The 25,056-nt window shown below is 71.6% G+C and carries 27 protein-coding genes; 12 read left to right on the top strand and 15 right to left on the bottom strand.

What is annotated here, in order from left to right; all coding sequences use genetic code 11:
* Positions 1 to 118: 118 nt before the first annotated feature.
* Positions 119 to 763: a DedA family protein gene (locus tag FHX53_RS10145; RefSeq protein ID WP_246335638.1), complete on the bottom strand. Its 645-nt coding sequence runs from the start codon at positions 761 to 763 to the stop codon at positions 119 to 121.
* Positions 764 to 826: 63 nt separating this feature from the next.
* Between FHX53_RS10145 and FHX53_RS10140 the strand changes: the two genes are divergently transcribed.
* Complete coding sequence (locus FHX53_RS10140; RefSeq protein WP_182491237.1) at positions 827 to 1,621, top strand: transglutaminase-like domain-containing protein; 795 nt, start codon at positions 827 to 829, stop codon at positions 1,619 to 1,621.
* On the opposite strand, the gene FHX53_RS10135 is transcribed toward FHX53_RS10140, so the two are convergent.
* Positions 1,618 to 2,454, bottom strand: a complete 837-nt coding sequence (locus FHX53_RS10135; protein ID WP_182491236.1) for an exodeoxyribonuclease III — start codon at positions 2,452 to 2,454, stop codon at positions 1,618 to 1,620. The genes FHX53_RS10140 and FHX53_RS10135 overlap by 4 nt on opposite strands.
* Before the next feature lie 84 nt (positions 2,455 to 2,538).
* On the opposite strand from FHX53_RS10135, the gene pyrE reads away from it, so the two are divergent.
* Positions 2,539 to 3,087 (top strand): orotate phosphoribosyltransferase, encoded by a 549-nt coding sequence (gene pyrE / locus FHX53_RS10130; protein WP_182491235.1) that lies wholly within the window; start codon positions 2,539 to 2,541, stop codon positions 3,085 to 3,087.
* 12 nt (positions 3,088 to 3,099) lie between these two features.
* Entirely contained in the window at positions 3,100 to 3,936 is an 837-nt protein-coding gene (locus FHX53_RS10125) for a septum formation family protein (protein WP_182491234.1), read from the top strand.
* Here FHX53_RS10125 and FHX53_RS10120 read toward each other — a convergent pair.
* From FHX53_RS10120 to FHX53_RS10100, 5 genes are all read right to left on the bottom strand, one after another.
* Entirely contained in the window at positions 3,933 to 4,730 is a 798-nt protein-coding gene (locus FHX53_RS10120; protein WP_182491233.1) for an HAD-IIA family hydrolase, read from the bottom strand. The genes FHX53_RS10125 and FHX53_RS10120 overlap by 4 nt on opposite strands.
* Positions 4,731 to 4,788: 58 nt before the next feature.
* Positions 4,789 to 5,730 carry a DNA-methyltransferase gene (locus FHX53_RS10115; RefSeq protein ID WP_182491232.1) on the bottom strand — a complete coding sequence of 314 codons (942 nt, stop codon included), beginning with the start codon at positions 5,728 to 5,730 and terminating at the stop codon, positions 4,789 to 4,791.
* A 48-nt stretch (positions 5,731 to 5,778) separates the two neighbouring features.
* Positions 5,779 to 7,092, bottom strand: a complete 1,314-nt coding sequence (locus FHX53_RS10110; protein WP_182491231.1) for an HNH endonuclease signature motif containing protein — start codon at positions 7,090 to 7,092, stop codon at positions 5,779 to 5,781.
* 147 nt (positions 7,093 to 7,239) lie between these two features.
* Positions 7,240 to 9,948 carry a class I SAM-dependent DNA methyltransferase gene (locus tag FHX53_RS10105; RefSeq protein ID WP_182491230.1) on the bottom strand — a complete coding sequence of 903 codons (2,709 nt, stop codon included), beginning with the start codon at positions 9,946 to 9,948 and terminating at the stop codon, positions 7,240 to 7,242.
* A 2-nt stretch (positions 9,949 to 9,950) separates the two neighbouring features.
* Positions 9,951 to 10,208 carry a hypothetical protein gene (locus FHX53_RS10100; RefSeq protein WP_182491229.1) on the bottom strand — a complete coding sequence of 86 codons (258 nt, stop codon included), beginning with the start codon at positions 10,206 to 10,208 and terminating at the stop codon, positions 9,951 to 9,953.
* A gap of 142 nt (positions 10,209 to 10,350) precedes the next feature.
* Between FHX53_RS10100 and FHX53_RS10095 the strand changes: the two genes are divergently transcribed.
* Positions 10,351 to 11,007, top strand: coding sequence for a TrmH family RNA methyltransferase (locus tag FHX53_RS10095; RefSeq protein ID WP_182491228.1), 657 nt, complete (start codon positions 10,351 to 10,353; stop codon positions 11,005 to 11,007).
* Positions 11,008 to 11,016: 9 nt separating this feature from the next.
* Positions 11,017 to 11,385, top strand: coding sequence for a nuclear transport factor 2 family protein (locus tag FHX53_RS10090; protein WP_182491227.1), 369 nt, complete (start codon positions 11,017 to 11,019; stop codon positions 11,383 to 11,385).
* Between the two features lie 19 nt (positions 11,386 to 11,404).
* Here the strand turns inward: FHX53_RS10090 and FHX53_RS10085 are convergent, their stop codons facing one another.
* Together FHX53_RS10085 and FHX53_RS10080 are read right to left on the bottom strand one after the other, a co-directional pair.
* On the bottom strand, positions 11,405 to 11,866 hold the full coding sequence (locus FHX53_RS10085; RefSeq protein ID WP_182491226.1) for a DUF3253 domain-containing protein: 462 nt from the start codon (positions 11,864 to 11,866) through the stop codon (positions 11,405 to 11,407).
* Positions 11,867 to 12,327: 461 nt separating this feature from the next.
* Entirely contained in the window at positions 12,328 to 13,698 is a 1,371-nt protein-coding gene (locus FHX53_RS10080) for an MFS transporter (protein ID WP_182491225.1), read from the bottom strand.
* 91 nt (positions 13,699 to 13,789) lie between these two features.
* Here FHX53_RS10080 and FHX53_RS14075 point away from each other — a divergent pair, with 91 nt between their 5' ends.
* Both FHX53_RS14075 and FHX53_RS10070 read left to right on the top strand, forming a co-directional pair.
* Positions 13,790 to 14,416 carry a TetR family transcriptional regulator C-terminal domain-containing protein gene (locus FHX53_RS14075; RefSeq protein ID WP_182491224.1) on the top strand — a complete coding sequence of 209 codons (627 nt, stop codon included), beginning with the start codon at positions 13,790 to 13,792 and terminating at the stop codon, positions 14,414 to 14,416.
* Positions 14,417 to 14,489: 73 nt separating this feature from the next.
* On the top strand, positions 14,490 to 15,776 hold the full coding sequence (locus FHX53_RS10070) for an adenylosuccinate synthase (RefSeq protein ID WP_182491223.1): 1,287 nt from the start codon (positions 14,490 to 14,492) through the stop codon (positions 15,774 to 15,776).
* A 17-nt stretch (positions 15,777 to 15,793) separates the two neighbouring features.
* Here the strand turns inward: FHX53_RS10070 and FHX53_RS10065 are convergent, their stop codons facing one another.
* Positions 15,794 to 16,567 (bottom strand): glycosyltransferase family 2 protein, encoded by a 774-nt coding sequence (locus tag FHX53_RS10065; RefSeq protein WP_182491222.1) that lies wholly within the window; start codon positions 16,565 to 16,567, stop codon positions 15,794 to 15,796.
* Positions 16,568 to 16,692: 125 nt separating this feature from the next.
* Between FHX53_RS10065 and FHX53_RS10060 the strand changes: the two genes are divergently transcribed.
* Positions 16,693 to 17,649, top strand: a complete 957-nt coding sequence (locus FHX53_RS10060) for a hypothetical protein (protein ID WP_182491221.1) — start codon at positions 16,693 to 16,695, stop codon at positions 17,647 to 17,649.
* Positions 17,650 to 17,755: 106 nt separating this feature from the next.
* Here FHX53_RS10060 and FHX53_RS10055 read toward each other — a convergent pair whose 3' ends face one another.
* The gene (locus FHX53_RS10055; RefSeq protein WP_182491220.1) at positions 17,756 to 18,199 is read right to left on the bottom strand and encodes a four-helix bundle copper-binding protein; all 444 of its coding nucleotides are present in this window, start codon (positions 18,197 to 18,199) and stop codon (positions 17,756 to 17,758) included.
* 124 nt (positions 18,200 to 18,323) lie between these two features.
* On the opposite strand from FHX53_RS10055, the gene FHX53_RS10050 reads away from it, so the two are divergent.
* From FHX53_RS10050 to FHX53_RS10035, 4 genes are read left to right on the top strand one after another with little or no spacing between them, the layout of a single operon-like run.
* A complete protein-coding gene (locus tag FHX53_RS10050; protein ID WP_182491219.1) occupies positions 18,324 to 19,121 on the top strand; it encodes a hypothetical protein in 798 nt (265 codons plus the stop codon).
* The gene (locus FHX53_RS10045) at positions 19,118 to 19,420 is read left to right on the top strand and encodes a hypothetical protein (RefSeq protein WP_182491218.1); all 303 of its coding nucleotides are present in this window, start codon (positions 19,118 to 19,120) and stop codon (positions 19,418 to 19,420) included. The genes FHX53_RS10050 and FHX53_RS10045 overlap by 4 nt, the downstream gene beginning before the upstream one ends.
* 45 nt (positions 19,421 to 19,465) lie before the next feature.
* On the top strand, positions 19,466 to 19,780 hold the full coding sequence (locus tag FHX53_RS10040; RefSeq protein WP_182491217.1) for a chorismate mutase: 315 nt from the start codon (positions 19,466 to 19,468) through the stop codon (positions 19,778 to 19,780).
* Positions 19,758 to 20,741 carry a DMT family transporter gene (locus FHX53_RS10035; protein WP_343050957.1) on the top strand — a complete coding sequence of 328 codons (984 nt, stop codon included), beginning with the start codon at positions 19,758 to 19,760 and terminating at the stop codon, positions 20,739 to 20,741. The genes FHX53_RS10040 and FHX53_RS10035 overlap by 23 nt, the downstream gene beginning before the upstream one ends.
* A gap of 325 nt (positions 20,742 to 21,066) precedes the next feature.
* On the opposite strand, the gene FHX53_RS10030 is transcribed toward FHX53_RS10035, so the two are convergent.
* Genes FHX53_RS10030 through FHX53_RS10015 form a run of 4 tightly spaced genes read right to left on the bottom strand, consistent with a single transcriptional unit; the run spans position 21,067 to position 24,985 of the window.
* Positions 21,067 to 22,542, bottom strand: a complete 1,476-nt coding sequence (locus tag FHX53_RS10030; RefSeq protein ID WP_182491216.1) for a sodium:solute symporter family transporter — start codon at positions 22,540 to 22,542, stop codon at positions 21,067 to 21,069.
* Positions 22,539 to 22,919 carry a hypothetical protein gene (locus FHX53_RS10025; RefSeq protein WP_182491215.1) on the bottom strand — a complete coding sequence of 127 codons (381 nt, stop codon included), beginning with the start codon at positions 22,917 to 22,919 and terminating at the stop codon, positions 22,539 to 22,541. Before FHX53_RS10025 ends, FHX53_RS10030 begins: the two co-directional genes overlap by 4 nt.
* Positions 22,916 to 23,710 carry a LytR/AlgR family response regulator transcription factor gene (locus FHX53_RS10020; RefSeq protein ID WP_182491337.1) on the bottom strand — a complete coding sequence of 265 codons (795 nt, stop codon included), beginning with the start codon at positions 23,708 to 23,710 and terminating at the stop codon, positions 22,916 to 22,918. The genes FHX53_RS10025 and FHX53_RS10020 overlap by 4 nt, the downstream gene beginning before the upstream one ends.
* Before the next feature lie 51 nt (positions 23,711 to 23,761).
* On the bottom strand, positions 23,762 to 24,985 hold the full coding sequence (locus FHX53_RS10015) for a histidine kinase (RefSeq protein WP_343050955.1): 1,224 nt from the start codon (positions 24,983 to 24,985) through the stop codon (positions 23,762 to 23,764).
* Positions 24,986 to 25,056 lie beyond the last annotated feature (71 nt).

The following is a 25,056-nucleotide window of genomic DNA, read 5'->3' as shown; positions in this document are numbered from 1 at the left end:
CGCAGTGATTCGAGGGTACGCGGGAAACCGCCGCTTATGGTTGCGCTTTACGCACGTAAGCTGCGCGGTAGAAGTATTCAGCGCAGGAATCTATTGTGCGCGCCTTTCCGCACGCCGACTAGTCGCCGTCGGGAAGGAGGTCGCCCTGCTGCGCGCGGCGGTCGCGTCTCACGCGGCGGATGCGCAGCCCCACGATGACGAGGAAGACGACGATCGCGATCACCAGGACGACGCGCGAGTACTGGCCCATCCAGCTCTCGACGAGATCCCAGTTCTCGCCGAGCGCGAATCCGAGGACGATGAACAGGGTGTTCCAGAGGCCTGATCCGATGGTGGTCAGCAGCAGGAAGATACCGAGATTCATGCGCTCGACGCCGGCGGGGATCGACACGAGGCTGCGGACGATGGGCACGAAGCGACCGGTGAAGACGGCGATCTTGTCGTACTTGCCGAACCACGCCATCGACTTGTCGACATCGTCCGAGCTCATCAGCGGCATCTTGTCGGCCCACCGACGCAGCCGGACCACCCCGACGAACTGGCCGAGGTAGTACAGCACGATCGCGCCGACGACCGAGCCGATCGTCGTGGCGATGATCGCACCGGCGAGGCTGAAGGAACCCTGGCTCGCGGTGAAGCCGGCGAGGGGGAGGATGATCTCGCTCGGGATCGGCGGGAAGATGCTCTCGACGGCGACCAGCAGTCCGGCCCCGAACAGCCCGAGGGCCTCCATGATGGCAACGGCCCAGTCATCGATACCCATGGGCAACGAGCCTAACGCGGCACGCTCCGCTTCCCTACCGAGCGACCCTGGCAGGATGCCCCCATGCGCAGACACTCCACAGCCGCCATGGCGCTCACCGCGACGGGGGATGCCCGGCTCGTGCTCTCGGTCGCCGCGCATGCACCGACGCTCGCGGTCGACGAGCAGCTCGACGTGGTCCAGCAAGGCCGACCCCTCCCCGTGACCGAGATCGTCGACGCGCACGGCACTCGCCTGCATCTGGTCGACGTCGCCGCGGGGGAGGTGCGGGTGTCGTACCGCGCGAGCGTCGACGGCCGAGCCGACCCGCTCTCCGTCTCGCCGATCGACGAGGTTCTCTACCTGCGCCCGAGCCGGTACTGCGAGTCGGACTCGCTCGCCCCGACGGCGCTGCGCGAGTTCCGGGGGCTCTCCGGAGCCGAGCTGCTCTTCGGCGTGAGCTCGTGGGTCGGCGACCGGCTCGACTACGTGCCCGGCTCCAGCCTCCCCACCGACGGCGCGGTGCGCACGCTCCTGTCTAGGCAGGGCGTGTGCCGCGACTACACCCACCTCGTCGTCGCGCTCCTGCGCGCGCTCGACGTCCCCGCCCGCCTGGTCTCGGTCTACGCCCCCGGGCTCTTCCCGATGGACTTCCACGCCGTCGCCGAGGCGGCGATGGACGGGCGGTGGTGCGTCGTCGACGCGACGACCCTCGCCCCTCGCGACTCGCTGCTGCGCATCGCCACCGGGCGGGACGCGGCCGACACCGCCTTCCTCACGGTGAGCGGAGCGCTCGTCTCGCTCGACGAGCTCAGCGTCACCGCCGTCGTCGATGAGCTCCCCTCTGACGACCTCGACCGCCTCGTGTCGCTCGGCTAGAAGATCATCGGGCGGTCATCGTCGTCCTCGTCGCTCGCGAGCTCGACGAGCACGGGGACGTGGTCGCTCGGGGCGTCGCCCTTGCGCTGCTCGCGCTCGATCCGAGCATCCACCACCCTGTCGGCGAAGCCGGGCGTGCCGAGGATGAAGTCGATGCGCATGCCCTCATCGCGCGGGAACCGCAGCTGCTTGTAGTCCCAGAAGGTGTACCCGTCGGGCTGGATCGGGCGCACGACGTCTGTGAGGCCGATCGACTCGAGGTGCGCGAAGGCGGCGCGCTCCGGGGGCGAGATGTGAGTCGAGACGCCGGGCACGAAGCTCGGGTCGCCCATGTCGGCGTCCGTCGGCGCGACGTTGAAGTCGCCGGTTAGAGCCATCGGGGCGCCGGGGTTCGCCGCCATCCATGCTCGCGCATCGTCGGCGAGCGCCGACAGCCAGCGCAGCTTGTAGTCGTAGTGCGGGTCGCCGAGGGCGCGGCCGTTGGGCACGTAGAGGCTCCAGACGCGGACCCCGTCGATCGTCGCGCCGAGCGCGCGCGCCTCGAGCGGGGCATCCGGACCCTCATGCCCCTTCGCGAAGCCGGGCTGGCCACGGAAGCCGACCTCCACGTCGGTGATCGGCAGTCGGCTCGCGATCGCGACGCCGTTCCACTGGTTCAGGCCCCACGTGACGACCTCGTAGCCGGCGGCCTCGAGGCCCTCGCGCGGGAACTGCTCGTCCTTGCACTTGATCTCCTGCATCGCCAGCACGTCGACGTCGGCGTTCACGAGCCAGTCGACGACGCGGCCATGGCGGGTGCGGATCGAGTTCACGTTCCAGGTGGCGATGCGCATGCAGCAAGCGTAGGCGGCGTCGCCGACGGGGCGAGGCGGATGCTCCGCACGGGCCGAGCAGTCGTGCTGGGTAGGCTGACGGGCGTGACCGACGCGCGCGAGCAGCTCATCCAGTTCATCCGCGACGAGGCCGTCTTCCACGGCGACTTCACGTTGACGAGCGGCAAGAAGGCCAGCTACTACATCGACCTGCGCAAGGTGAGCCTCGACCACCGGGTCGCCCCGCTCATCGGCCGAGTCATGGTCGACCTCATCGCCGACATCCCCGACATCGCCGCCGTCGGCGGACTCACGATGGGCGCCGACCCGATCGCGGCGGCCGTGCTCCACCAGGGAGCCGCTCTCGGCCACAGCTACGACGCGTTCGTCGTGCGCAAGGAGCCGAAGGACCACGGCCGCGGCAAGCAGGTCGAGGGCCCCGACCTCGAGGGCAAGCGCGTCATCGTGCTCGAGGACACCTCGACCACCGGCGGCTCACCGCTCGCCGCCGCTCTCGCTCTCGAGAAGGTCGGCGCGATCGTCGTCGCCGTCGCGGTCGTCGTCGACCGCGCAACCGGCGCGCAGCAGATCATCGAGGATGCCGGCTACGAGTACCGCGCCGCGATCGGGCTCACCGACCTCGGGCTCGCGTAGGCCTCCTCTCGCATGAGCGAGCGCGACGACGACCTCGAGATGCAGGCTCTCAACGCCGTCGACGTGCCGACGCAGCCGGTCGACGCGGTGGATGCGCCCACCGAGGCTCTCTCGGTCGCCGATCAGCCCACACCCCACGCCTCCGGCTCGATCACCGAGCTCATCTCCGGACCGTTCGGTGCGGGGAGCGCGGGAGGCGCGGCCGCGGCCCCCGTGGAGGGCGAGGCCGCGATCGAGAGCCGCCGCTCGCGGGCGCGCGCCGAGGCGCCGCGCCGGCCGGGCATCCTCGTCATCGTCGCCGGGGCGCTCGCGGCCGTGCTCGTGCTCATCGGGCTGTTCGTGCTCGGCACGCGCATCTCGGAGTGGACGGCCGAGCCTTCCGCCGAGCCCACCCCCGAGCCGACGCTCGTCACGCCGTCGCCCGCCCCCACCCCGACGCCCACCCCGATCGCGCGACCGACGGCGCCCGCGTCGCCCGGCGTGCACGAGTGGACGGCGCTCTTCGGCGGCGAGTGCTTCAGCGAGTACCTCGACCCGTGGCAGCTCGAGTTCACGGTCGTCGACTGCGCCGAGCCGCACCCCGCCCAGCTGACCTTCCGGGGGCCGCTGTCGACCGATCCGGCGGCCGAGTACCCGGGCGAGGAGGCCATCGCATCGCAGGTCCCGGTGATCTGCGGGGCGCCGACCGGTCTCGACCTCGCGACCGCCGGTGCGTACGCCGACCTGCAGGTCCAGGCGGCCTACCCCGTCTCGGCCGAGGCGTGGGAGGCTGGCGAGCGCGACTACTTCTGCTTCGTCACGCGCTCATCCGGCGAGCCCCTCACGGGCTCCGTCGCCCCGACGGGCTAGAGCTCGGCCTCGACCGGCTCGGGGCTCACGAGCTCGTGAACGCCCGCGAGGATCTCGCTCGGGCGGAACGGGTAGCGGGCGATCTCGCGCTCATCGGCGATTCCGGTCATGACGAGAACGGTGTGCAGTCCCGCCTCGATGCCGGCGATGATGTCGGTGTCCATGCGGTCGCCGATCATGCCGGTGTTCTCGCTGTGGGCGCCGATGCGGTTCATCGCCGAGCGGAACATCATCGGGTTCGGCTTGCCGACCACGTACGGGTTCCGGCCGGTCGCCTTCGTGATGAGCGCCGAGATCGCGCCCGTCGCCGGCAGGGGGCCGTCGGCGCTCGGGCCGGTCGCGTCGGGGTTCGTCGCGATGAAGCGCGCGCCGGCGTTGATCAGGCGGATAGCCTTCGTGATCGCCTCGAACGAGTAGTTGCGGGTCTCGCCGACGACGACGTAGTCGGGGCTCGTCTCGGTCATGATGAAGCCCGCCTCGTGGAGGGCGGTCGTGAGGCCCGCCTCGCCGATGACGAAGGCGCTGCCTCCGGGCATCTGGCTCGCGCAGAAGTCGGCGGTCGCGAGCGCCGATGTCCAGATCGCGTCCTCCGGCACGTCGATGCCGCTCGCGCGCAGGCGCGCGGCCAGGTCGCGGGGCGTGAAGATCGAGTTGTTGGTCAGGACGAGGAACGGCGTCCCGGCGTCGCGCCACTGCTGGATGAGCGCCGCGGCCCCCGGAAGAGCGGTGTTCTCGTGAACGAGCACTCCGTCCATGTCGGTGAGCCAGCACTCGATCTCTCGTCGGTCTCGCATGCGGTCCAGCCTAGTCAGCAGGCGAGGGCAGAGCAGGGGGCGGATGCCCGGGCGGCGCTCAGAGGCGCGTCGCCGCGATCGCGAGGCGGCGCTCGATCACGGCCACAGCATCCGCGCCGGAATCGATGCTCACGCTGCGGCGCCCGAGGGCGCGCGCGGCCGCCGCCGTCGTGCCGCTCCCGGCGAAGGGGTCGAGCACCCAGTCGCCCGGAGCCGTCGACGCCTGGATCATCCGCCGCAGGATGCCGACGGGCTTTTGCGTCGGGTAGCCGGTCTTCTCGCGGCTCGTCGTGCCCACGATCGTGTGCCACCAGACGTCGGTCGGCAGCTTGCCGCGCGCCGCCTTCTCGGGCGTCACGAGGCCCGGCGCCATGTACGGCTCGCGGTCGACCTCGGTCGAGTCGAAGAGGTACCGGTCGGGGTCCTTGACGTAGACGAGGATCGTGTCGTGCTTCGTCGGCCAGCGGCTGCGCGACTTGGCGCCGTAGTCGTAGGCCCAGATGATCTCGTTGAGGAAGCAGTCGCGGCCGAACAGCGCGTCGAGGGCGACCTTCGCGTAGTGCGCCTCACGGTAGTCGAGGTGCAGGTAGAGGGTTCCGCGGTCGTCGAGGAGGCGGTGCGCCTCCTGCAGGCGCGGGGCGAGGAAGGCCCAGTAGTCGGCGAAGCGGTCGTCGTAGCTCGTGAGCGCTTCGACGGTGCGGACGTAGGACTCGCCGCCGAAGCCCTGCCAGGTGGTCGGGGTCGGCGCGCTCTCGCCGTCGGGGGCGGATGCCCGGCTGTGGCTCGTCGTGCGGCGCAGCTGGGCTCGGCCGGTGTTGAAGGGCGGGTCGAGGTAGGCCATGCGCATGATCGCGTCGGGCATCCGCCGCATCGCGGTCAGGTTGTCGGCGTGGATGAGCAGGTCGGGCGAGCCGGGCGACCACAGCGGTGTCGGTGACGGTGTCGGCGTTGGTGTCTGCGTCGGTGCGACTGCCCCGGATGCTGCCGCGTCGTCGCCCATGCGCGTCAGATTAACAGGGTGCCGCGGCGGCGATGACCCGCTGCCGCTTCAGCCTGCGAGTCGAAGTGCAGGCTCGGTTCGATATCGGTGCCCGCTCGGTGATCGCCACTCGAGGGTGCCGCCGCCGACCTGGCTGACGCGCCATGCCGATCGGTGCTTCAGCTGGTGGTGACTGGTACAGAGGTGCGCGAGATTGTCATGTCGAGTCTCGCCATCGTGCTGCCAGTCGATGGTGTGGTCGATGTCGGATGTCGCCGCCGCTCGCCCGCAGCCCGGGAATCGGCAGGTTTCATCGCGAAGGCGCAGCCAGAGGCGCAGATCGCGTGGCACCGCATAGCGCTCGCGCCCGACCGATAGCACGGTTCCGGTCTCGGGGTGCGTGAGCAGTCGGGTGAAGCTCGGGGCATGCCCGGCAAGCCCGCGCGCGACCTCGCCCGAGATCGGGCCGTAACCCTCGAGCGTGGCGGGCAGGGTCGCACGGGCGTCGCGATCGAGCAGCGTTATGACGGGGACGGAGACGAGAACGGTCGCCCGTACTCCGCGACCGACGCCCGAGTCGGGAACGACGCCGTCGATGAGCAGATCGGCGAAGACATCCGCTCGCCGTTGCGCGAGCGTGCGACGCTCGCCGTCGACATCGGTGGAGCCGTCACACCCGCGCGCCCCGCGGTCGTCCTCGAGGCCCGCGGCGATCTCGGTGAGCCGACGAAAGGCGCCGATCGCCTGCTCGGCCGGCAGCAGCGCGGTGAGCCACGCCATGCCGTCCCGGGCGGGCTCGAGGCGCACCGAGCGCGAGCATTCGGCCTCCCGTCGCCGCTCTTCGACCGACGAGGGATGCTGTCGCTCGCGCAGCGCTCGGGCGCACTGACGGAACCCCGCGGGGCTGCGAGTCTCGGCCTGCGGCAATGCGGCGGACTCGAACGAATGCCATGACTCTCGCGGGAGGGAGCGCACTTCGTCCGCGAGGATGCTCGCGTGCCGGTAGCTCAGTCGCCCCTCGCGAAGCGCGCCGAGGGTCAGCGGCAGATCGTGCACGAGCGCCGAGCTGTCGACAACGAGTTGTTCGGCCTCGCGCTCGCTGATGCGCACCGCCGCGGCGAGCTCGGTCGAGGCGACGCGATGTGCGAGGCGCTGCGCGGACCATGCGTCACCGCTCGCAGTCGGCGCGTTCGCCGCGAGCGCGAGCGAATGAAGCTCGTCGATCGCGACTGCCCGCGCTGCCAGCAGTGACGATGCGAGCCGATCCAACTCCGTGATCACGTCGATTACCGCGCCCATCGCGCCGTCGGTCACGGCGGCCGAGGACACCGGGCGAGCGCCGGTCGGCGACGGCTCGAGGATCGCAGCGGGTGGGGTGGGCATACAGCGATTGAACCGCGTACCACCGACATTCTTGACCCTCGTCGAGCGAGCGCGGTTCGACCACTACACGCCGTCTGACCTAGCCTTCCGGGAGGTGCGGCAGACCCCTCACACGGCCGAGTTCATCGGCGTCGACTCGACTGCGCCTCAGTCGGTGAACGGTGAGTAGTCGCGTTGCCCCGTGGCGATGAGGCGGTTCCGCTCCGTGAGGCGCGCGACGAGTTCGGCGGAGTTCTGCGCGACGGAGCCAGGCCACCCGTAGGCGGCGGCCACCGCGACATCGAGCTTCTTGTGCAGGGCGGCGAGGTCGGCGAAGCCGCCGTCGTCCATGAGGTTGTAGAGCGCGGTGAGGCCCATGGTGTGCTCGAGGCAGAGCTCGCTGCGGCGGACGTAAAGGGCGGATGCTGCGTTCGCAACTGCCTGCCGTTGCGCATCAGTCACGGGGTCGGGCCAGGGGAACGTGGCGAATACCGTGGTCGGCGTGTAGCGGAGGTCGCCCTTGAGCGTTGACGACTGCGCCCAGGCCCACGCATCGTGCGCCCTCGAGAGCAGGATGCCCATGCTGTAGTCGTCGTCGAAGGCAAAGACGTTCGTGGCGTCACTTGCGATGACCCCGGGCGCGACTGCGGCGATGGCAACGCGTTTACCGTGGCGACCAACTGCAAAATAGCGCTGAAGCGTCGAGACCGCATCGCGCATCTCGATACGCGGCCGCCCGAACTGCCACCAACGCTCTCGGAAGCCTGGATCGCGGTTCTTGTCTCTCTCCGGCTTGACTCGGTCTCGAACGATCGAGAGCGCTTTCGGGAACTTTGCTGCGTACTCCAGCCCAAGCTGGGCGAAGTCGATGATCCACCGGCTCGGCGACTGGTCGGGTCGTGAGGCGATGTCGTCGCTAGTCAAGAAAGGCCGAACTACCTGCTCATAGTCGGCAGAGTTGTCAGCGAGCATCCCCTTCGCCTCGACCTCGGTGACGATGAACCCCTTGCCAACGGGAATCGGCCCCTGGAAGCACCTGTTGCGGTTCGCGGCGAGCGGCTGCGGCTTCCAAGCATCAGCACCGCCCACGCGCAACGAGCTCGTGATGCCCGAAACCTCGTCGCCGTCGAGCACGAACTGCTCAACCGCAGCAGGCGGCTGCTTGACCCAGTTGACGAGACTGACGTGAACTTTCGCGTCTCCCGGCCACCGCTGCGACGAGACGGCATCGGTGATGACGCCGCCCTTCTCGACGATGTAGTCGAGCGAAGCGTCTCGAGCGGTGTTCTGCGAGACCGAGTTCGTTCCGACGAGACCCGCCCGCTGGCCGGGCTTCAAATGGTCGTGCGCCTTGCGGAACCAATACACGCAGAGGTCTTTGATGCCCACACCGAACGTCGACGTGAGCCACTTCAGATAGCCGTCTCCGAGGCTCGCGCGCAGCAGCTGCGACCCGAGGAACGGCGGATTGCCGACGATCGCGTCGACCTCTGGCCACGCCGCCTGGAGCGCATCGGCGGCGCGAACTCCCGACAGGTCGGTGAGGGGCAGCACCGGCTCGGCGGGCCCGTAGCGCTCCACCATTTGCCGATGGCCCATCCACAGCGTGACGCGAGCCACCATGACCGCGACCTGCTCGATGTCGATGCCCTTGATGTTGCTCAGCGGGTAGTAGGGCAGGTCGGAGGTCGCAGGTTCGCCGTGCTCGGCGCAGAGGCGCGCGTAGCGCTGCTTGAGCTCGTGCTCGAGACCGCGGAGCTCGCGGTACGAGACGTAGAGGAAGTTGCCACACCCGCACGCAGGGTCGAGCACGCGGAAGGCTACGAGCTCGTCGAGCAGGGCGCGCACCTCGGCGGGGGTCGAAGTCGCATCGATGCGCTCGCGCCACGGACGCACGATCGTCGGCGCGACGATCTTCATGATGTCGGCCTCGTGCGTGTAGTGCGCTCCCAGTCGCTCACGGCGCTCGTCGCCGAGAATGCCCTCCATCAACGAGCCGAAGATGGTCGGGTCGACGGCGCGCCAGTCGAACTCCGACGCCCGCCGCAGGTGCTCGAGCTCGGGCTTGGTCATGTAGACCTTCGCCGGGCGCGCGAAGAGCTCGCCGTTCACATACCGCGTGCCCTCGTAGCGTCCGTGGCGGTTGTGGTTTCCCTTCTGATTGAGCAGTTCGAACAGATACCCGATGTCGCGAGCGCTATCGGGGTCGGGCGACGCGAGAAGGTCGAGGATCGTCGCCTGCAGGGGGTAGCCCTCGAGCATGCCGAGGTCTTCGGCGAAGAGGCACCAGACGAGCTGCATCGTGAAGCGCTGAATCTCGTCGATCGGTGCCGCGGCGCGGTCGGCCAGCGCGGTGTAGAGGTCGGCGATATGACGAGCGGCGTCGGTCGTGAGCTCTCGCCGGTGCTCGGCGAAGACGGGTTCGATCGTCTCGCTCTGCAGGAAGAGCAGAGCGTCGTAGCGGTCGGGCAACTCGTGCAGGGCGAATCGTGCACGGGCTTCACCGGGGTAGCGCCCCGGTTCCCAGATCTCGAACTCACGGAAGTTGCAGGCGATCACCCACCGAGCGGCGGGCGTGTCAGTCGCGGGATTGGACGACTCGAGCCAGTAGCGCTGGCGCTGGTCTCGAGCTTTCTCGAGGTCGACCGTCGGCGCCTTCATCTCGACGATCAGCACCCCGGGCCAGTGCAGATCCATGAAGCCGGCCGACGTGGCGAAGTCTTCGAACAGCGCACCGACCTCACCGCGGTCGCTGCCGTAGCAGGCGAAGAGCTCGTTGAGGAAGGTCTGCGCTTCGGCCTTCTCTGTGCCGGAGAACCCCGACCACTTCTTCACGAAGGCAGCGAGAGCCGCCTGAATCTCGAGACCGCTGCGCACGGTCAGATGAGTCGCAGCGTGTCGCCGGCGTAGTAGGTGTCGTGCATGAACCGCTTGTGGTTGCGCTCGAGGTCGGCGATCAGCTCGGTAAGGGCGAGCTCGACGTTGTGGTCGCCACCGGACTTCTTCACACGCACGAGTGCCTTCTTGGCGCGAGCGAGGGTGTGCTCGAGGTTCAGAAGAACGTCGCTGATCTCGCCGAGAGCGCGTTCGCGCGAGACCTCAGCTTCTGAACGGTCATCTGCTGCCGACGTGCTCATGCCCACTCCTCGATCGACGTGCTGTCAGTGTACGGCTGAGCGGCGACACTGCCCCTGGACCGGCGCGACCCACTTACAACCTGCTCCCGCTTCGAGATGGGGAGGAGCGAGCGTGCGGCTCGCACGGCTCTAGCCTGGAGCCGTGACCGACCCCGAGCCGCACCCCGAGCGCACGACGCACGGCGTCGGCCCGCACCCCGAGCCGTGGCCGACCGGCCCCGAGTTCGACCCCGAGCTCCTGCGCGACGGCGATACACGCAACGTCATCGACCGCTACCGCTACTGGAGCATGGCCGCGATCGTCGCCGACCTCGACGCCCGCCGGCACCCCTTCCACGTCGCGATCGAGAACTGGCAGCACGACATGAACATCGGCTCGATCGTGCGGAGCGCCAACGCGTTCCTCGCCGCGGAGGTGCACATCGTCGGACGCCGCCGCTGGAACAAGCGCGGCGCGATGGTCACCGACCGCTACCAGCACGTGACCCACCACGAGACGATCGCCGACCTCGTGGCCTTCGCCCGGGCATCCTCTCTGCCGATCGTCGCGGTCGACAACGTGGCCGGTTCGCATCCGGTGGATGCCGCGCCCCTGCCGCGAGCGTGCGTGCTGCTGTTCGGGCAGGAGGGCCCGGGACTCAGCGTCGAGGCGCTGGCGGCCGCCGACCGAGTCATCGAGATTCGGCAGTTCGGGTCGACGCGGTCGATCAACGCGAGCGCCGCCGCCGCGGTCGTCATGCACGAGTGGGTGCGGGTGCACGCGGCGGTTGGGGAGCACGCGGGTCGCGTCGAGCCGTAGCCTGTCGGCATGACCGCGATCACCGACGATCTGCCCGCCCAGCTCATCCACCAGGAGCACGAGGGGTGGGATGCAGTCTGTCGAGGCGACGGCGGAACCTTCTACCACCACGCGATGACCCCCGACGGCGTGCTCATCGTCGAGGACGGCATCATCGAGCGCGACGCCGCGATCGCCGCTCTCGAGGGCCAGACATGGGATTCGTACACGATGAGCGAGCACCGCATCGTGCGCCTCGGCGAGCGCGCCGCGGTGCTCGTCTACCGGGTCGTCGCGCACCGCGGCAGCCAGGTCTTCGAGCGGCGCATGGCGACGACCTACACGTACGTCGAGGGCCGCTGGCGGGTCGCGGCGCACCAGCAGACGCGCATCCGGTAGACGGTTCCCAGCCGCGCGTTCAGCGCGCGCGCCGGATGCGGACCGGCCCCTTCGCCGTCGACGGATCGACGACCCGACCGCCCTGCGTGATCTCGACCTCGCCCCCGGCGACGAGTCGTCGGGCGGCGCGGCGGGCGGGCTCCATGAGCGCGCGCCACCCGTCGTCGCCCGCGTCGCCTCGCTGCGCGGCGACGGCACGCGCCGCCTCGCTCGGGCAGATCGTCGCGGTCGCTGTGCGCTCTCCGAGCAGGCTTCGGATGCTCTCCTCAAGCTCGCGATCGACCGGTCGCACCTTGCGAGCCCGGCAGGCGTCGCTGCAGTGGGCCACGTCGTCCCAGTTCCTCGCCCACGCCGCGCGCCACTCGATGCGGCGCCCGCACGAGCGGCACACCTTGTCGGCGCGCTCGCGGGCGGGGTGGCGCCGCCCGCCGGGGTGGCGCGGGTCGTGCCCGGAGTCGCGCGGCTCGCGCTGTCGGCCCATGCCCGCCATTCTCGGCGGCGCGGCCGAACGCGCGCCCAGCATCCGCCGCTGCCCGCTGCCCGCTGCCCGCTGCCCGCTGCCCGTCTCTCGGCCGAGGGCTGTGCCAAATGCAGGCAGCACGGCCGGATCTCCCGCGCTGCGACCGGTAAAACGTCGCCGGGGCCGGCTGGTGCCTGCATTTGGCAACGGACGGCTGCGCCGAGGGCCTTGCCGGTCGTCGTCGGAGCGCGCGGGCGGCGATCGCTCGACGGCGACGTCCGCAACTCAGTGAGCAGCCGCCGCCCGCAGCGCGTGCTCCCCGGAATCGCCGGCCGCAGGAGGACTGCGGACGGCGTCCACGGGCGATGTTCCTGAGTTGCGCATGCTGGAGCCGCGGGTGCCGGCCGAGGGCGCCGCAACCGCCCGCGCCCTCCAGCTCACAGCTGCGCGGCTCAGTGGCGGCGGCGGGCGAGCAGCGGCACTCAGCGACGCGTACGTGCGAGCAGCAGCCCGACCGCGGCGATCGCCGACACGGCTACGGCCGTGCCGCCGAAGAGTAGCAGCGCCCCGCCCGCCTCGTACGCGAGCCCGGACACGGCGGCTGCCACGGTCGCTGCCGCGAGGCCGATGCCGCGCAGCAGCCCCTGCGCCGAGCCCGCACGGGCCGGGTCGACGGCGTGCGCCATCGCGGCGGCGGCTCCGATGAAGGCGAGCGCCTGCCCCGTCGACTCGACGAAGCCCATTCCGGTGGCGATGAAGGGGTTCGTCACGAACCCGTAGAGGGTCACGATCGGCAGGAGGATCAGCATCCCGCGCGCGTACGCCGAGACGCCTCCGCGGCGGTCGGCAAGGCGTCCGGCCCAGCCGGCGACGAGCACGTAGGGCACGGCGAAGAGCGCGTAGCTGAGCGCCGTCAGCACGGGGCCCGCACCGATGTCGGCCATGAAGCGGGGCCAGACGCCGTCGTAGGCGCCGGTCGGCACCATGACGGCCGCGTATAGCAGCACGATTCCGACGATGCGGGGGCTGCGCAGCAGGTCGATGCTCGTGCGCGGGGCACTCGAACCGAACCGCAGCGACCGGTCGGCGTCGGTGCCGTCGAAGCCGAGCACGCCCGCGGCGATGCCGCCGGTGCGCGGGTGCGGGTCGTCGCCGAGCGATGCGTCGTCACCGTCTGAGCCGATCGCGTCGCCGTCAGCGTCGATGGCGCGTGGATGTCCGCCCGCCCCGAGGCCGCGAGCGCCGCCCCCTGAGGCGGTCGCCTCGCGGAACCCGACCAGAACCGGCACGAGGGCGACGAGCACGACGGCGGCCGACACGGCGAGGATCGCCGACGGCCCGGCGAACGACAGCGCGAGGCCCGAGCCGAGCGGCCCGATGGCGATGCCGGCGAGCTCGGCGGCACCGAGGCGGCCGAGCAGCTCGCCGCTTCGGCGATGGTCGTGGCGCACGATGAGGGCGCTCGCGGCGATGACGAAGATGCCGAAGCCGAATCCGCCGACGGCGCGACCCGCGATGAGCTGCCAGCCGTCGGTGGCGGCGGCGCTGAGCCCGAGCGACCCGGCGACCAGCAAGACGCCGACGACGGCCATGAGGCGCGCGTGCCCGCGATCGGCGGCGGGCGCGACGAGCAGCTCGGCGACGAGGGCCGCGGCGAATCCGGCCGCGGCGAGGTAGCCGATCTCGGCGGTGCTGACGCCGAGCGAGCCCTGCAGCTCGGGGATGAGCGGGAAGATCACGAACGACGCCGACGACAGCAGCGCCATCGCCGCGACGACGCTCGGCACGAGGCGCCGGTCGGGGTCGCCGCCGGCGTCGCCGCTCACGCTCGCTCCTCCGCGTGCCCGCTCCATGGTCGCCATTCTCCCGCTCCAATGTTATCCAACTGGACAACGACGCTAGCACGCCTTATCCGCGCGGACAACGACCGCCTATGCTCGTCGCGTGGCCGAACGGAAGAGTTCCGAGGAGCGTCGCGAGCAGATCATCGGCGCGACGATGCGCCTCGTCGCCCGTAAGGGCTTCGCGAGCGTGACGCTACGCGACGTCGCGGCCGAGGTGGGTATCGTGCACGGGCTCATCCGCCACTACTTCGTGAGCCGCGACGAGCTCGTCGCCGCGGCCTTCGACCACGCCGTGACCGCCGAGCTCGCGAGCGACGAGGCGATGCTCTCCGGCGTCGACCCGATCGCCGCCCTCGCCGCCTGGTTCAAGACCACGCCGGAGGATCACTACCTCGTCTGGATCGACGCGTGGAGCGAGGCTCCGCGCAACCCGGCGCTCGCCGCGGCCGTGGCGCGTCACCATCGCGATTGCGAGCGGATCCTCGCCGCCGTGATCCGGCGCGCGGTCGCCGCGGGAGCCGCATCCAGCGTCGACGTCGACGCCGACTCGCGCATGCTCACGGCGCTCGCCGACGGCATGGCGGTGCAGCACCACGCGATGGGCATGGTGGATGCCGCGGCCGCCGACGAGGTCGTCTTCGGCGCCGTCGAGGCCCGCCTCGCGATCGCGCCGGGCACGCTCGCGGCGGCCGACCGCGCGCCCGCGCGCGGCCAGTGGCTCGGCTGAGCCGCGCCCCCTCCGCACCTCGCGCCCGCCCGATAGGGTGGGGTGTAATCCCCATTCCATCGAAGGGACCAGCATGCCAGCCGCCGTCATCATCGGCGCCCAGTGGGGCGACGAGGGCAAGGGCAAGGCGACCGACCTCCTCGCCGGCCGCATCGACTACGTCGTGAAGTTCAACGGCGGCAACAACGCCGGCCACACGGTCGTCATCGGCGACGAGAAGTACGCGCTGCACCTCCTCCCGAGCGGGATCCTGACCCCCGGCGTCACGCCCGTCATCTCCAACGGCGTCGTCATCGACATCGAGGTGCTCTTCCAGGAGCTCGACGCGCTCTCGGCGCGCGGCGTCGACGTGTCGCGGCTGCGCATCAGCGCCAATGCGCACGTCATCACCGCGTATCACCGCACGCTCGACAAGGTGACCGAGCGCTTCCTCGGCAAGCGGCAGATCGGCACCACCGGGCGCGGAATCGGCCCGACGTACGCCGACAAGATCAACCGCGTGGGCATCCGCATGCAGGATCTCTTCGACGAGAACATCCTGCGGCAGAAGGTCGAGGGCGCCCTCGACCAGAAGAACCACCTGCTCGTGAAGGTCTACAACCGCCGTGCGATCGCCGTCGACGAGATCGTCACCGAGCTGCTGTCGTACGCCGACCGCCTGCGCCCGATGGTCGTCGACACGGCCCTCGAGCTGCACGAGGCGCTCGAGCGGGGCGAGACAGTGCTCTTCGAGGGCGGGCAGGCGACCATGCTCGACGTCGATCACGGCACGTACCCCTTCGTGACGTCGTCGAGCTCGACCTCCGGCGGCGCCGCGACCGGCTCGGGCATCGCGCCGAACCGCATCGACCGTGTGATCGGCATCGTCAAGGCGTACACGACGCGCGTCGGCTCCGGCCCCTTCCCGACCGAGCTCTTCGACGCCTCGGGCGACTTCCTGCGCGAGAACGGCCACGAGTTCGGCACGACCACGGGGCGCCCGCGCCGGTGCGGCTGGTACGACGCGCCGATCGCGCGATACTCGGCGCGCATCAACGGCGTCACCGACTACGTCATGACGAAGCTCGACGTGCTCACGGGCCTCGAGACGATCCCGGTCTGCGTCGCTTACGACATCGAGGGCGTGCGGGTCGACGAGGTGCCGGTGTCGCAGAGCGACTTCCACCACGCGACGCCGATCTACGAGGAGTTCCCCGGCTGGTCGGAGGACATCTCGGGCGCCCGCACGTTCGAGGAGCTGCCGAGGACCGCTCGGGAGTACGTGCTCGCGATCGAGGCGATGAGCGGCGCGCGCATCTCGGCGATCGGCGTCGGGCCCGGCCGCGACGCGATCATCGCGCGGCACGACCTGCTCGACTAGAGCGGCGAGCCGCCGGCTCAGTCCGAACGGGCCGCGATCCGTCGCGCCCGCAGGCGCCGGGCGTGCCGACCGAGGGGGTGCTCGCGCGGCCAGTGGCGGGCGAGCGTGTACATGCCGCGCCAGCCGCGGCGCAGCATCGACGGCACGTGCTGCAGGGGCCGCGCCGACACCGGTAGCGTGAGCCGGTCGTCGAACAGCACGACCGCGTCGGGCCCGAGGTGCACGCTGAGATCCATGTCGTCGTGCACGTCGGGGTCGTGGCGGCATACATCGTCGCCGACGCGCTCCCACGTCGAGCGCCGCAGCGCCATCGCCGACCCGAAGACGGGGCGGTTCGCGAGCGCCCACCGCACGAGCGTGAAGTACGGCCCGAGGTAGAGGCGCGACCTGACGGGCTGCGTCTCGCCGTCGTCGGTCTCGAGGAGCCCGCTGCCGGTGAGCGCATCCGCCTCCGGATGCTCGGCGAAGAGCCGCTGCACCGTGGCGACCCATTCCGGCCCTGGCCGACTGTCGGAGTCGAGGCGCGCGATGATGTCGCCGCGCGCCGCGTCGTAGCCGGTCGCGCTCGCGATGGGGATGCCCACCTCGTGCTGCTCGACGACGCGCGCCCCGTACCGGCGCGCGACGGCCGCGCTCGCATCGGAGCTGCCGTTGTCGACGACGATCACCTCGAGCGGAGGCGACGACTGCTCGTCGAGCGCCCGCAGGCATCGCTCGAGGTACTCGGCGTCGTCGCGGACGGGGATGACGACCGAGACGGTGGGCTCCGCTCGCGCGGCGGGCTCGGGCATCCAGCGTCCTTCCAATCGGGGCGCGGGCGTCGGTTCTCGCTCGCGCGCACCCACGACCTCATCGAACCGGTGCATGCCTGTCAATCCCCTGTCCGCGATTCCTGCTCGCGCCTACGGTCGCTAACATGACCACCCGCATCGCCACCACCGCTCGCTCCGAGCGCGCCCCTATGGCCATCCCCACTCCTCGCGGTCCCGTGAGCGCCGCGGTCGTCGCCGTCGTCACCGGACCGATCGACCTCCCCCCGATCGTCTCGTCGCTGGATGCCCAGGTCGAGCGCGCCGTGATCAACAGCCGCGACATCCTCACCGACGACGATCTGCAGCTCGCGCTGTTCTTCCTGCACGCCCTCGCCGACGGCGGCATCGTCGGCGTCGACTCGCGCTGGGCCGCCGACGGCATCCTCGCCGAGGTGCGGCGAACGCTCGAGACCGCTCTGGATGAGGCGCTGCGCGAGCGGCTCTCGCGGGCGCCCATCGTCTCCGACGCAACGGACCGGCTCGCGGCCTTCCTGGCCGAGGAGGCGACGACCGCCGAGCTCGACGAGTTCCTCGCGATCTCCGCGGTCTCCGCGAGCTGCGCCTCGACCCCGGAGCTCGCGACCGCGCTCGAGCGCGCGGGCCTCGACTGCGCACCCGGCCACTACCTCGACGCCGTCGACGTCCGTGTCATCACGGCGCGGACGACCGCCACGATGCTCGCCGCCACGGCGCCTCGCGGCCGCGCGGCCGTCGTCGCGCAGCTACCTCCGCTCGCGGGGTGCATCGCCTCCGCGGCCGCCCGCTTCGACGTCGAGGTTCCCCTCGATGACGCGAGCGGTCCCGTGCGCACCGATGCCCGCCGCTTCGCCCGCGACGCCCGGCGCCTCGTCGACCACCTCGCGGCTGCCCAAACGCTCGATGCGTGGATGCACGCCGAGAGCGCGCTGCGGGCGTGCGACGTGATCGAGCAGGACCGCGTGCTGAGCGCCGCGGCCCTCGCTCTGCGCGACGTCGACGTGCAGGAGGACGAGCGCGGCGCGCGCTCGGAGGCCGAGGCTGTCGCCCCGACCGGCGCGCGCGAGCTCGAGAACGCCCACTGAGACCGGCCCCCACCGCGAACGGCGCGGACCCCGATCGCCCGGGGTCCGCGCCGTTTGTGCTGCGGGAGGCGGCGGCCGACGTCATCGTGCCGCGCGCCGAGGTCGGTCAACGCCCGATGACGGCGAGCAGCGCCTCGCAGGCCTGCTCGCAGCGGCGGCACGCCTCGGCGCACAGCTTGCAGTGCTCGTGGTGCCCGGCGTGCTGCTCGCACTCCTCCGCGCACGAGCGACAGGCCTCGATGCAGGCCTGCAGCTGCGCGCGCATGATCGAGGAGTGCGACTCCGGCGCGCCCGCGACCGCCTGCGTCGTCGCGACGCACACGGCCGCGCACAGCAGGTCGACGCGCACGCACTCGAGCATCGTGCGCGGATCCTCCTCGCTCAGGCACGCGTCGGCGCACACCGTGCACGCGGTCGCGCAGTCGGCGAGGGCCTGCAACGCCTCGGCGTAGAGGCGTCCTTCTGCGCCGGAGCGCGGGTGGCTGAGGGAGATGCGCTCGATGAGGGTCGAGCCGGTGGACGGGTCGGGGGATTCGGCGTGATCAGTCATGCGCGGAACCGTAACCCCGGGCATCCGCCGCCCCCACCCCGTTGCCGAAGCCGCCACCCGCGACTACCGTGCCCCCCCGTTCGCGGGACCGCGCGCCTCGCACCGACGGGCGTACAGTTCGGCCATGGGGAATCGGGGACTCACTGCGCTCGCCGCGGGCACCGCTGCGGCCGTGCTCGTCATCGGCGGCATCGGCACCGCTGCATTCGCATCCGACGTGCGGACCACCGTCGCGACCGCACTCGAATCGTTGGGCGTCGACGCGAGCGACGAGCTCGTCGATGACCTGGTCGAGGACGAGCTCCTCGACGACGCCCTCGAGCAGCCCGACGACGACGGCTCGGAGGATGGCGCCGAGGACGAGTCCGCAGCCGACGACGTCGAAGGAGCGACCGACGAGGTGCTCGAGGAGTCCTTCCTCGCCTGGAACGAGCGCGCCGACCTGTGGCGCACCGCGTTCGCCGAGGTCAAGACGGAGTTCGACGCGTGCCGGGCCGAGACCGAGGGCGGGAAGGGCGACTGCGCCGTCGCGTTCTCCGGCCGACTGCAGGTCGCCTTCGCCGAGACGCTCGTGGAGTTCCTCGAGTCGCAGAGCGAGGCCGTCGCCGCGCTTCCCGAGGAGGAGCGCGCGGCAGCCCAGGAGGAGCTCGACCGGCGCCTGGAGAAGGCGCTCGACCAGCTCGAGCGCACGGAGGAGCGCGTCGCCACCCGCGACGCGGGCCGACTGGAGCGCGCTATGGCGAAGCTCGAGGGCGGCGACGAGGAGTCGGCCGACGTCGAGCCGACGGACGACGGCAAGCCCGAGAAGGCCGGCAAGCCCGAGGGCATCGGCAAGCCGGACACGGCCGGGAAGCCCCTCGGATCGGGCAACGGCGGCGGGGGAGGCAAGCCCGACCACGCCGGCAAGCCCGGCGGACGGTGATGCGGGCGAGGGCATCCTTCGCCGCACCGATCGCGCTGCTCGTCGCTCTCGCCGGCTGCGCGAGCGCGACCGAGGCCGCGCCCAGCCCCCACCCGACGCTCGAGCGCGAGCTGCCGAGCGATCTGACGGCGCGCGGCGTGCTGATCGCCGCCGTGCTGCTGAGCGAGGGCGACGTCGAGCGCGGCGTCGCTGACGGGCTCGTCACGCCGGCAGAGGTCGACGAGGCGATCCGAGCGATCGAGCGCGACGAGCTCGATGTGTGGGTGCAGCGCTCCGAGCGTGAGCTCGCCGACGACTGAGCCCCCGCTGGCGCGGTCGCGCGTCTCGCGGGTTACGCTCGGAGCATGGATGATGCGGCACTCGACGAGCTGAACTCGCTGCGCAAGAGCATCGACAACATCGACGCGGCGCTCGTGCATCTGCTCGCCGAGCGGTTCAAATGCACGCAGACCGTCGGACGCCTCAAGGCCGCCGTCGGGCTGCCGGCGTCCGACCCCGACCGCGAGCGCATCCAGATCGCGCGACTGCGGACCCTCGCGGAGGAGGCCGAGCTCGATCCGGCGTTCGCGGAGAAGTTCCTGACCTTCATCGTCGCCGAGGTGATCCACCACCACGAGCAGATCGCCTCGACGGGGTGTGCTCGCGACCGTGACGCCTGAGGCCGCATCCGCCGGGACGACGTCGCGCGACGGCTGGGTCGCGACGCAGTTCGCACTCAGCGGGCTCGTGTGGGGTGCGAGCTTCCTGTTCATCGCGATCGCGCTCACGGGGATGACTCCTGTGCAGGTCGCCGCGGGCCGCGCGACGCTCGGGGCCGTCACGCTCGGCCTCATCGTGCTCGTCACGCGCGACCGGCTGCCAGCGTGGGGCCGCATCTACGCGCACCTCGCCGTCGTCGGCGTAACCTTCTGCGTGCTGCCGTACCTGCTATTCGCGTGGGCGCAGCAGCACGTCGCCTCGGGGCTCGCGAGCGTCTACAACGCGACGACGCCGATCATGACGGCGATCATCGCCGCGCTCGTGCTGCGGGTCGAGAGGCTCACGCGCGCGCAGGTGGTCGGCATCGCGATCGGCATCGTCGGGGTGATCGTCATCATCGGGCCGTGGCAGGGCGTCGAGCTCGGCGGCGACCTCGTGCCGCAGTTCGCGATGCTCGGCGCGACCGCCTGCTACGGGTTCAGCCTGTCGTACATGCGTCGCTTCCTCGCGAGCTCGGGCGTTTCGGCGGTGTCGTTCACGTTCGTCTACATCGCCATCGCGGCCGTGCTGCTGCTCGTGCTCGCGCCGCTCGCGAGCCCGACGCCGCTGCGGCTCGACGCGACGGTGATCGTCGCGGTCGTGTTGCTCGGCGCCTTCGGCACGGGCTTCGCCTACGTCTGGAACCAGAACGTCGTGCGCGCGTGGGGGGCGACCAGGGCCGCCACGGTCACCTACATCACGCCGGTCGTCGGTGTCGTGCTCGGCATTCTCGTGCTCGGAGAGGTGCTCGTCTGGAACGAGCCGGTCGGGGCTGCGCTCGTCATCGTGGGCGTGCTGCTCGCGCAGCGGCGCCTGCGCTGGCCGCGCCGCGCAGGCGGAGCCGCGCAGGCGGAGCCGCACCACCTGAGCCGCACCGGCTGAGGGGGCCGAGCGGCGTCGCCGAGCCGCGTTGCCTCGCACTCCGCACTGATCCGGGCAATCCGTGCGCCCGGGGGCATCCGGGCTGCCCCGAACAGGACGAGTTGCCGCTCGGGGGGCGCCGCGGCTCGCGTTCCACCGTCGACTCGCATCCTTCCGGGCGACTCGAGCGCCCGATCCCCCGCCAGCCGCCCGCGCCCGAAACGGCTCGACGTGGGCGCCGCGCGCGGCCGGACGGGGGAGGGCGGAGCTGAGTGTGACAGGCCGGGGCGTGCGGTGCACCGACTACGCGCGAGTCTCGGGCGCGTGCAGGCGTGCGGTGCACCGACTAGGCGCGAGCCTCGGGCGCGTGCAGGCGCGCGAGCACGCGGTCGGCTCCGCGGGGCGCGCGGCGCCGGTCGAGGCGCGACACGACCACGGTGAGGGCGAACGCGAGAGGCACCGTCCACGCCGCGGGCTGAGCGAGCGCGGCCTGCAGCCAGGACGGCCAGCCCCCGGCGGCCGCCAGGAGCGGCCCGAGCAGGATGGCCGCTCCGCAGAAGAGGCCGCCGCCGAGCATCCCCGCCACCGCCCCGCGCGCCGTCAGCCCCCGCCACCAGATGCCGAGCACGAGGACCGGGCACAGGGTCGACGCCGTGAAGGCGAACACGAGCCCGACGCTGCCGGCCAGCCCGCCCGGCTCGAGCACGAGCGCGACGGCGAGCGGCACGAGCGAGGAGGCGATCGCCGCGATGCGGAATCCGCGCACCGAGCCGCCGGCGAGCTCCTGCGAGATGACGCCAGCGAGCGAGACGACGAGGCCGGAGGAGGTCGAGAGGAAGGCGCCGAAGGCTCCGGCGATGACGAGGGCGGTGAGCACGTCGCCGAGCAGCCCGCCGATGACCATGCCGGGCAGCAGCAGCACGAGCGCGTCGGCCTCGCCGGGGCTCGCGAGCTCGGGGGCGAGCGCCCGGCCGAGGAGCCCGATGACCGTCGGGAAGATGTAGAACACCGACAGCAGCCCGAGCACGATGAGCGTCGTGCGCCGCGCGGCCGCGCCGTCGGGGTTCGTGTAGAAGCGCACGAGCACGTGCGGCAGGCCCATCGTTCCGAGCAGCAGTGCGATGACGAGCGACACGGTCGAGTACACGTCGAGGGATGCGGGGCCCAGCGCCGCCGGGAACGCGACCGCCGGGTCGACGCTCGGCCCGCCATCGCGCCCCACGGTGATGAGCAGCAGGACGGCCGGCACGGCGATCGCCGTGAGCTTGAGCCAGAACTGGAACGCCTGCACGAACGTGATGGAGCGCATGCCGCCCGCGGCGACGATGAGGCCGACGATGATCGACACGGCGGCGGCGCCCATCCACGACGGCAGCCCCGTCGTGATGCGGATCGTGAGCGCCGCGCCCTGCAGCTGCGGGACGATGTAGAACCAGCCGATGAGGATGACGAGCACGGTCGTGAGCCGCCGCACGAGCCGCGACTCGAGACGCGCCCCCGTGAAGTCGGGGATCGTGTAGGCGCCCGATCGCCGCAGCGGCGCCGCGACGAACAGCAGCAGCATGAGGTACCCGGCCGTGTACCCGATCGGGAACCACAGCCCGCCCGCCCCCTGCAGCAGGATCAGCCCCGCGATGCCGAGCACGCTCGCCGCCGACAGGTACTCGCCGCCGATCGCCGAGGCGTTCCACCACGGGCGGACGGTGCGCGAGGCGACGTAGAAGTCCTGCGTGGTGCGTGAGATCCGCAGGCCGAAGAAGCCGATGAGCGCCGTCGCGAGGGTGACCGCGGCGATCGCGATGTACCCGAGCACGGGGTTCACGACTCGCCCCCAGCGCTCATGAGCGAGCGGTAGCCGGCTTCGTTCCGCCTGCTCGCGACGACGAAGATGACCGCGAACGCGAGGATCGCCGGGTAGGCGCCGAACGCGAGCAGCAACCACGACACGGGTGCGCCGGCGATGACGATGGCGTCGAGGTCGGGGGCGGCGGCGAGGACGAGCCAGAGCATCCCGAGGCTCACGACGAAGCCGCTCGCGCAGATGATCGCGAGACGCAGCTGCGATCGGATGAGCGACCGCACGTAGACGGTCGCGGTGTCGGTGCGCTCGATGGACGGATGCTCGGCCGGGGCCGCGATGGGCTCACCGGGTCTCGGCGCCGTCACCCGCACGCGCTGCGGGCGAGCCTCCTCGCTCACGCCCGGGGCCGGATGCGGTTGGCGGCGACGCGGTCGCGCAGCGCGGGGAGGAGGCGGCGGCTCACGGGCAGCTCCGTCGCGCCGACGAGCACGGTGGGGCTGCTCGCGCTCAGGCGCAGGCGCGACACGTGCGCGAGCGAGACGAGGTACGAGCGGTGGATGCGGACGAAGCCGGCGGCCGACCACTGCCGCTCGAGGTCGCTCATCGGCACGCGCACGAGGTAGCTGCCGTCCTCGGTGTGCAGGCGCGCGTAATCGCCCTGCGCCTGCACGAACTGGATCGAGTCCTGCCGGATCATGCGCGTCGTGCCGCCGAGGCTCACGGCGACGAGCGCGGGGGTGCTCGCGGTGGGCGGTGCGGCTGACGCGGCCGGAGCGGCGGCGGGCGCCGCGGCGACCGGCGGTGCGCTCGTGGCGTCGGCGCCGCCGGCCGCCCGTGCCTCGAGCAGGCGCCCCACCGCGCGGGCGAGCCGCTCGGCCCGGACGGGTTTGAGCACGTAGTCGACCGCCGAGAGGTCGAAGGCCTCGATGGCGCGCTCCTCGTCGGCGGTGACGAAGACGAACGGGGGGCGACGGTCGAAGTGGCCGAGCGCCCGGGCGAGGTCGATGCCGCTGAGGCCCGGCATGTGGATGTCGAGGAAGACGGCGTCGATCGCCTCCTGCGTGAGGATGCGCAGCGCATCGGCCCCGTTCGACGCGCGATGGATCGTGCCGATGCGCTCGTCGTGCCCGAGCAGGAACGCGAGCTCGTCGAGCGCCGGCTGCTCGTCGTCCGCGACGAGCACGGTCATCGGGTCGGTCACGGGTCACATCCTCGCACTGCGGCGGGTCGACGCACGGCGTCAATTCCTCGAGAGCGGGGCGGTCGTGTTCTGGGGCTGCGACTTCGGCACGCGCATGCGCACGAGCGTGCCCGCATCGAGGTTCGTCTCGACCACGAGGCCGTGCTCGTCGCCGTAGAGCTGCCTGAGGCGGGCATCCACGTTGCGCACCCCCACGTGATCGGCCGACGGCCGCCCGGCGAGGATGCCCCGCAGGCGCTCGGGATCGATGCCGACCCCGTCATCCTCGACCTCGATGAGCGCGAACGCGCCCGCGTCGCTCGCGCGAATGGTGATGCGCCCGCCGTCGGGCTTGGGCTCGAGCCCGTGCCGCACGGCGTTCTCGACGAGCGGCTGCACGCTGAGGAACGGGATGACCGTGCTGAGCACCTCGGGCGCGACCTGCAGCGTGAGGGTCAGGCGCTCGCCGAAGCGCGCCCGCTCGAGCTGCAGGTAGCTGTCGACGCTGCGGAGCTCGTCGGCGAGGGTCGTGAAGTCGCCCTGCCGGCGGAAGGAGTACCGTGTGAAGTCGGCGAACTCGAGCACGAGGTCGCGCGCCCGCGGCGGGTTCGTCGTGATCGTCGACGCGATCGCCGTGAGGGCGTTGTAGATGAAGTGCGGGCTGATCTGGCTGCGCAGCGCCTTCACCTCGGCCTCGGCGAGCGCGGCGCGGCTCGCGTCGAGCTCGGCGAGCTCGAGCTGCGCCGCGAGCCACTCGGCCACCTCGCCCGTCGCGCGCACGAGCCCCGGACGGACCGTGGGAGAGAAGGCGACGATCGCGCCCGCGGTGCGGTCGCCCGCGATGATCGGGGCGGCCACGGCATCCGTCGCCTGGGTGCCGCGGCCGGTCGGGTCGATGCCGCGGAACACCTGCGGCCGGTCGCCCGCGCGCACCTCGGCGGCGAGCCGCTCGGCCGTCGCGCGCAGCTGGTCGGCGAGGCGCTGGTCGGCGGGGCCGGCGTCGATCGCGAGGATTCCGTGGTCGTCGGCGAGCGCGAGCACGCGGCAGTCGAGCAGCTGGCGGAGGGGGCGGACGGCGCGCTGCGGGTCGCCCGTGTCGAGTCCGCCGCGCACGTGCGTCGCGGCCTGGCTCGCGAGGTGGAGGGTCGAGTAGGTCGCGCGCTCGGCTGCCGTGCCCATCTCGCGCGAGAGCCGGACGACGCGCCAGGCGACGACGAGCAGCACCGCGGCGGCGACGCCGACGAGCACGCCGATGGCGAGGGCGAGCAGCACGGACTCGGTCACGGCACCACGGTAGGCGATGCGGGGCCCGGCGAGCGCGCTCAGCGGCACGGGATCGCCGTTCGTCGCACGGG

Source organism: Microcella alkalica, from assembly GCF_014137945.1.
Taxonomy (GTDB): Bacteria; Actinomycetota; Actinomycetes; order Actinomycetales; family Microbacteriaceae; genus Microcella; species Microcella alkalica.
This window is presented reverse-complemented; position numbering and strand designations above follow the sequence as displayed.

Excerpts from the sequence above, each read along its gene's own strand:
- FHX53_RS10145 (WP_246335638.1), bottom strand. The coding sequence starts at position 763 with ATGGGTATCGATGACTGGGCCGTTGCCATCATGGAGGCCCTCGGGCTG.
- FHX53_RS10140 (WP_182491237.1), top strand. The coding sequence starts at position 827 with ATGCGCAGACACTCCACAGCCGCCATGGCGCTCACCGCGACGGGGGAT.
- FHX53_RS10135 (WP_182491236.1), bottom strand. The coding sequence starts at position 2,454 with ATGCGCATCGCCACCTGGAACGTGAACTCGATCCGCACCCGCCATGGC.
- FHX53_RS10125 (WP_182491234.1), top strand. The coding sequence starts at position 3,100 with ATGAGCGAGCGCGACGACGACCTCGAGATGCAGGCTCTCAACGCCGTC.
- FHX53_RS10120 (WP_182491233.1), bottom strand. The coding sequence starts at position 4,730 with ATGCGAGACCGACGAGAGATCGAGTGCTGGCTCACCGACATGGACGGA.
- FHX53_RS10115 (WP_182491232.1), bottom strand. The coding sequence starts at position 5,730 with ATGGGCGACGACGCGGCAGCATCCGGGGCAGTCGCACCGACGCAGACA.
- FHX53_RS10110 (WP_182491231.1), bottom strand. The coding sequence starts at position 7,092 with ATGCCCACCCCACCCGCTGCGATCCTCGAGCCGTCGCCGACCGGCGCT.
- FHX53_RS10100 (WP_182491229.1), bottom strand. The coding sequence starts at position 10,208 with ATGAGCACGTCGGCAGCAGATGACCGTTCAGAAGCTGAGGTCTCGCGC.
- FHX53_RS10090 (WP_182491227.1), top strand. The coding sequence starts at position 11,017 with ATGACCGCGATCACCGACGATCTGCCCGCCCAGCTCATCCACCAGGAG.
- FHX53_RS10085 (WP_182491226.1), bottom strand. The coding sequence starts at position 11,866 with ATGGGCCGACAGCGCGAGCCGCGCGACTCCGGGCACGACCCGCGCCAC.
- FHX53_RS10080 (WP_182491225.1), bottom strand. The coding sequence starts at position 13,698 with ATGGAGCGGGCACGCGGAGGAGCGAGCGTGAGCGGCGACGCCGGCGGC.
- FHX53_RS10070 (WP_182491223.1), top strand. The coding sequence starts at position 14,490 with ATGCCAGCCGCCGTCATCATCGGCGCCCAGTGGGGCGACGAGGGCAAG.
- FHX53_RS10065 (WP_182491222.1), bottom strand. The coding sequence starts at position 16,567 with ATGCCCGAGCCCGCCGCGCGAGCGGAGCCCACCGTCTCGGTCGTCATC.
- FHX53_RS10060 (WP_182491221.1), top strand. The coding sequence starts at position 16,693 with ATGACCACCCGCATCGCCACCACCGCTCGCTCCGAGCGCGCCCCTATG.
- FHX53_RS10055 (WP_182491220.1), bottom strand. The coding sequence starts at position 18,199 with ATGACTGATCACGCCGAATCCCCCGACCCGTCCACCGGCTCGACCCTC.
- FHX53_RS10050 (WP_182491219.1), top strand. The coding sequence starts at position 18,324 with ATGGGGAATCGGGGACTCACTGCGCTCGCCGCGGGCACCGCTGCGGCC.
- FHX53_RS10040 (WP_182491217.1), top strand. The coding sequence starts at position 19,466 with ATGGATGATGCGGCACTCGACGAGCTGAACTCGCTGCGCAAGAGCATC.
- FHX53_RS10020 (WP_182491337.1), bottom strand. The coding sequence starts at position 23,710 with ATGACCGTGCTCGTCGCGGACGACGAGCAGCCGGCGCTCGACGAGCTC.